The organism is Nitratidesulfovibrio liaohensis, assembly GCF_011682075.1.
GTDB lineage: Bacteria > Desulfobacterota > Desulfovibrionia > Desulfovibrionales > Desulfovibrionaceae > Cupidesulfovibrio > Cupidesulfovibrio liaohensis.
Genome location: NZ_VSMK01000177.1, coordinates 1 through 5251 on the forward strand (window position 1 = coordinate 1; position 5251 = coordinate 5251).

A 5251-nucleotide genomic window follows, 5' to 3' on the forward strand; every position below is an offset into this window, starting at 1 on the left:
CGCGCGGCCATCGCGCACCACGAACACCGCGCGGGCGTCGCCTTCACCGCGCACGGCGGTGGCGGGCACGGCCGGACGGGGACGGCGTTCGTCATCGGAGGGCTGGCGGTCCAGAAAGGCCACACGGGCGCTCATTTCCGGCAGCACGCGCGGGTCCAGCGCGTCAAAGGCCACCTTGACCATGACCGAAGCCTTGCTGCGGTCTGCCGTGGGCACGATGATGTGCACCCGGCCCACGAAGCGTTCGTCCGGCAGGGCATCCAGCGCGATTTCGCAAGGGGCGCCAGGCTTCACCCGGCCCACGCTGGATTCGCTGACGTCCGTTTCCACCAGCAGCGACCCCATGTCGGCGATGGTCACAACGCTGGCCTTGGCGTTGGCCGCCGCACCCAGCGGAGTGATGATGTCGCCTACGTCCGCGTTCTTGGTCAGCACCACCGCATCGAACGGCGCGCGAATGAAGGTGTATTCCAGTTGCGTCTCGGCCTCGCGCCGGGCGGCGGCAGCGGCGGCCAGCCCGTCGCGGGCGGCGCGGGCGGCGGCATCCGCCGTGAGGGCGCGGGTTTCTGCGGTGTCCAGATCCGACCGGGAAATCACGTTTTCCGCCAGCAACGTGCGCATGCGGACATGATTGCGCCGGGCGTCCGTCAGTTCGGCGGTGGCCCGGTCTATGTCGGAGCGCGCGACGCGCTCGTTGGCCCGGGCGCGATCCAGCGCGGCGCGGGCATCGTCGCTTTCCAGCCGGGCCAGCACCTGCCCGGCGGTTACCCGGCTGCCCTCCTCCACCCCCAGCCATTCCAGCCGCGAGGTAATCTTGGACGCCACCGAGGCCTTGCGCTGCGCGGTGACGTAGCCGCTGGAGACCAGCGTGGTCATGGACTGAGAGGGATAGACCCTGGCCACCACGGCAAGACGCACCTCGCGCTCTGCCGGAAACAGCAACCGCGCGCCAAGGGCACCGCCAGCCAGCACCACGGCGGCAAGCAGCCACAGCCAGCGCCGCCGGGGCGTGCGCCGGGGCGACTGCCAGCCGGACTTGTCGATGGCCAATCTGCCAAGGTCTGACTGTGCGGTTCCACCCGGTGCGGCACTGTCGGACACCGACGGTGAAGTGGAAGAGGACAAGGGAGCGGAAGAAGGAGATGGCATGTGGACTCGCAGGCATCACGGTTCATGAACAAGGGGGCAACCCCGGCGCAACGGCCATCCGGCGTGCTGCGGCAGGCATCGGCACCATACCAGAACGTGCCCCGCGCGCAAACGCATAGTCTGCGTCGCGTGGACGTGCGTTTCACCGCTTGCCGTTTTCGCCCCTCCCTGCCGCGCGTGACATTCATTCGTTACTGTTCCACATGATTTACTACGCATTGTTGCATGGTGTGCCGCAAAAAATAAGGCACCACTGCACGACAAAGTTGCAGATGAAAATTTCTCTGATACTTGACCAGAAAATGGAAAGGGGATAGCACACATGACACTCCGGTTCAGCATCCCTACGAATCGCCGATATGTGCGGCGTCGCCCTACCCTTCAGATACGGGCACAGGACCATGCGCCGCCCGGACGACACGACCAACGAAGAGCACAGGTTTGCACATGCCCAGCTTTGAAGCAGACAATCTCACCCTGCACAAGATAAACGTCGCTCCCATGTTTCGCTGCACACGCTGCCACTTCGGCCCGCCGGACACCTCGTGGGCTGGCCAGAAGAACGGCGAGCACCGCCGGGTGCTCATCTGCCGTTCGTGCGGTGCCCGGGCCGTGGCCACCTTCCGCGTGGCGGCGGACAATTCGCGTTGGGAGATCCTGTCCGTGGAGGACATGGACTAGAGGGACGGCGAACCCGGCACGCATGCCTGCCGTGGTGCCCGGCATGCCGCAGTACCCCGCAGGGTCCCAACGGACGGAGATGGTGCGGCGTGCGCCATGCCATGGCAGTTCGTGCGGCGCGTAATGCCTACGGCTGCCAGTCCGGCGAAACCACCGTCCATGCCGCTGAAGTCCCCGATGCTGCTGGCGGTGCTGCCGTCGGTGACGTTATTGACGCCGCTGGCGCTGCTGACGTGGACGCAAGAGTACCACCGCCATCGGATTCATGGCGGCGCAGGCGCACGCAATGCAGGTGGCGCAACGGCAGGGCAAGCAGCTCTTCGCGGCCCACGTGGCCCAACGCGCAGAGCACGGAACGGATCAGCCCGGCGTGGCTCACGGCCACGATGAAGGGAACGTGCCCGTGCCCGTGCCCGGCGCTGCCGTCCAAGGCCAGGTGCCGCCCTGCGGCCCGGCTTGCCCCTTCGACACATGCCGCCCCTGTGGCGCTGGGCATCGTCCCGGCCTTGCCCCTCGTTTCGACCCAGTCCCGCCACATGGCGGCCAGCGCCCGCAGGCCGCGCGCGGCCACGTCCGCGCAGCATTCCCCCCCCGGCGGACGGAAAGTCCAGGGTTCACGCCCACGCCGGTCATAGGCGGCGGGCCTGTCCTCCCGAACTTGCATTTGCACCAACCCTTCCCATTCCCCAAGATCCATCTCGGCCAGATCGTCCAGAATGGTGAGGGGAATGGCGGCGCAGCCCGCCACGCCCAATCCGCCCGATTCACCCAATCCGCCCGGTACGCCTGATGCGCCCCGTGCGCATGGCCCGTTCGGCTTGCCTGGTCCGTGCGGCTTGTCTGGGCTGATTGGGGCATCATCCAGCCCCAGCATGAGCCGGGCCGTGTCCCGCGCCCGCTCCAGCGGCGAGGCATAAGCCCCCACCACGTTCAGTGCGGCCAGATGCGCCCGCCATGCCGCCGCCTGCGCGCGGCCATCTCGGGACAAGGCCACTTCGGTGCGTCCGATGTACCGGCGCGGACCATCGCCCAGGTCCGTAGCCGCATGGCGGAACAGCAGGATGTCCGGCGGGATGTTGGAAAAGATGGCGGACGAGACGGTCATGGGAGGCTCTCGTCTTCTCCCGGTTCCCGCACGGGATCATGTGCCGAACCGGGCACCGGACCGGGCACCGGACCGTGCGCCGGATCGTGCGCCGAACTGGGCGCCGAACTGGGCGCCGAACTGGGCGCCGAACTGGGCGCTAATGACAAGTACGCTCTGTGGGATGCGTTGGCGGCACACAAAGCGGCCTGCCCAGAACCAGTGCACAATCCGGCCTCTGTGCACAGTCCGGCACCGCCAGCGTCCGGTTCCCACGCAGGCTGGCCCACGGCCAGCGGATGCAGGATGTCCGCCAGCGGTCGCCCGGCCTCACGCTCGATGCGCGCGCGCAGAGCCAGCGCCCGGCGCATCCGACCTTCTATGGCGCTGGCCGCTTCCGGGTCGTGGCGCCATTGGGCGAGCTTCTCGCCAAAGCGGCTTTCCACGTCCACCACGGTGTGGCAACGCACCAGTTTGTCCGCGAAATACACCACCTCCCGCTCGCTCAGGGGCTGGTCGTCGGCAAGGGTGGCATCCCTGTGCGCGCTGACGATGTCCGCCACGCCGGAAAAACCCAAATCGCGCAGCAGCGCGCCCCCGGCGGCTTCGTGGCAGGGCTGGCCCTTGGCGATGTCGTGCAGCAGGGCGGCAGACTCGGTCAGTCCGCTGTCCAGGTCACGATCCAGCCACGCACGCGGACCGGGTTGCCCGCTCGAAATATCGCCCTGCCCCGCCATGTCGTGCGCAGCATTCAAGGTATCGGCCAGACGCACGGCCACGGCGGCCACCCCTTCGGCATGCGCGATGCCACCGGGCGGAACGGCCCGCACCCCCAGCAGTGCGCGCGCCTCCTGCGGGGTGGGTACTTCGCGGGTGAACCAGTCGGCGCAGGCCGCGCGGTAGTCCTCCGGGGTGTCCATGTCGCGCAGGATGAACCTGTCGGGCACGCCAACCTCTTCCAGCGCCTGCGGCCCCAGCCGGTGCAGCGCGCCGCGCAGACCACCCTCGCCGCTGTCGGCCAGAACGATCGGAAATACCGATGGAGGCAGCAGCGGCGGATGCCCCCACTGCCCGCCGAACACCGGCAACAACACCCTGTCCTGATGCACGGCGGCGCGCTCCAGCAGCAGGCGCACGGTCAAGGGGCGCACCAGCGCGGCATCCACCGGCAGCAGCAAGCCACCAGTCCCCACAAATCCCCCAATTCCGCCAGCTTCTCCGCCGCGCCGGACCACAGCCTCCAGCCCCGCGCGTACCGAAGAAAACATGCCCCCTTCGCGCCAGACCGGGTTGTGCACCGTGGCCGCGCCCAGTCGCGCGGCCTCCGCCGCCACCTCGTCTGTACGATGCCCGGTGACCACCAGCACATCCGCCACGCCTGCCTGCCGGAACATCTCCACGCAGCGGGCCAGCACCGTGGCCCCGCACAGGTCCAGCAGCGGCTTGAAGTCCGGAGCCATGCGCGACGAAGCGCCCGCTGCCAGCACCACGCCGACAACAGGATACGGGGAAAGCGGGGAGAACGCTGGGGCCGTCACGCCGGATGCAACAGTCTGCATGGCCGCTCCCCTCTTGACCGTTCGACACTTTCGATTGCTAAGCCAGTCGCTATCGAAACCACCGGACCACTTATTGCTTCAGATGACATTCCCTGCTCCGTGCCGGACAACGATCAGGCACGCCTTGCGGCTGTGCCAGCCCCGCAGTGCTTCAGGCCTGCATGGTCGGAATGGCGTGGCGCACCCGGCTGGCGGCCCGCACCTGCACCAGTTCCGCCACGATGCTCACGGCTATTTCCTCAGGCGTTTCCGCGCCGATGTCCAGCCCGATGGGCGAATGCACCCGCTCGATGGCCGCGCGCGGCGTGCCCGCCTCTTCCAGCCTGCGGTACACGGCGTCACGCTTGCGGCGGCTGCCGATCATGCCAACGTAACGGGCCGGGGTGCGCAGGGCGCTGGCCAGCACTTCGCCGTCGTTGCGGTGCCCACGCGTGACGATGACCACATAGCAGTCCTCGTGCACTCCCAGCCCTTCCAGCCAGTCGCCACCGGGCGTGACGCAACGCACCTCGTCCGCGCCAGGCAACCGATCGGCTTTGGCGAAATCGGGCCGGTCGTCCAGCACGGTCACCCGGAACCCGGACAGCGAGGCCATCAGGCCCACCTGCCGCCCCACGTGCCCGGCACCGGCGATGATCACCCGCCCCGGCGAGGCCACAGGGTCGGCCAGCAGGGACAGGCCCCCCACCTCCGCGCACAACGGGCCACTGGCAATGGCCACGGCACCCCGCAGTTCGTCCAGCGCCGCCGGTTCCAGCGTCAGGTCGCCGCTGGCGTC

5 protein-coding genes are annotated in these 5251 nt (G+C 68.5%); 1 reads left to right on the forward strand and 4 read right to left on the reverse strand.

Going from position 1 to position 5251, the window contains the following annotated elements:
* Nucleotides 1–1149: efflux RND transporter periplasmic adaptor subunit (locus FVW27_RS07255; protein WP_167123956.1), on the reverse strand; the 1149-nt coding region annotated here is incomplete at its 3' end.
* A 447-nt stretch (nt 1150–1596) separates the two neighbouring features.
* On the opposite strand from FVW27_RS07255, the gene FVW27_RS07260 reads away from it, so the two are divergent.
* On the forward strand, nt 1597–1830 hold the full coding sequence (locus FVW27_RS07260) for a hypothetical protein (protein WP_167123958.1): 234 nt from the start codon (nt 1597–1599) through the stop codon (nt 1828–1830).
* Nucleotides 1831–1957: 127 nt separating this feature from the next.
* Here the strand turns inward: FVW27_RS07260 and FVW27_RS07265 are convergent, their stop codons facing one another.
* The 3 genes from FVW27_RS07265 to FVW27_RS07275 form a co-directional block, all read right to left on the reverse strand.
* Complete coding sequence (locus FVW27_RS07265) at nt 1958–2935, reverse strand: histidine phosphatase family protein (RefSeq protein ID WP_167123960.1); 978 nt, start codon at nt 2933–2935, stop codon at nt 1958–1960.
* Nucleotides 2932–4473: a DVU_1551 family NTP transferase gene (locus FVW27_RS07270; RefSeq protein ID WP_208294677.1), complete on the reverse strand. Its 1542-nt coding sequence runs from the start codon at nt 4471–4473 to the stop codon at nt 2932–2934. The genes FVW27_RS07265 and FVW27_RS07270 overlap by 4 nt, the downstream gene beginning before the upstream one ends.
* 151 nt (nt 4474–4624) lie before the next feature.
* On the reverse strand, nt 4625–5251 hold a 627-nt coding region (locus FVW27_RS07275; protein ID WP_167123961.1), incomplete at its 5' end, for an XdhC family protein.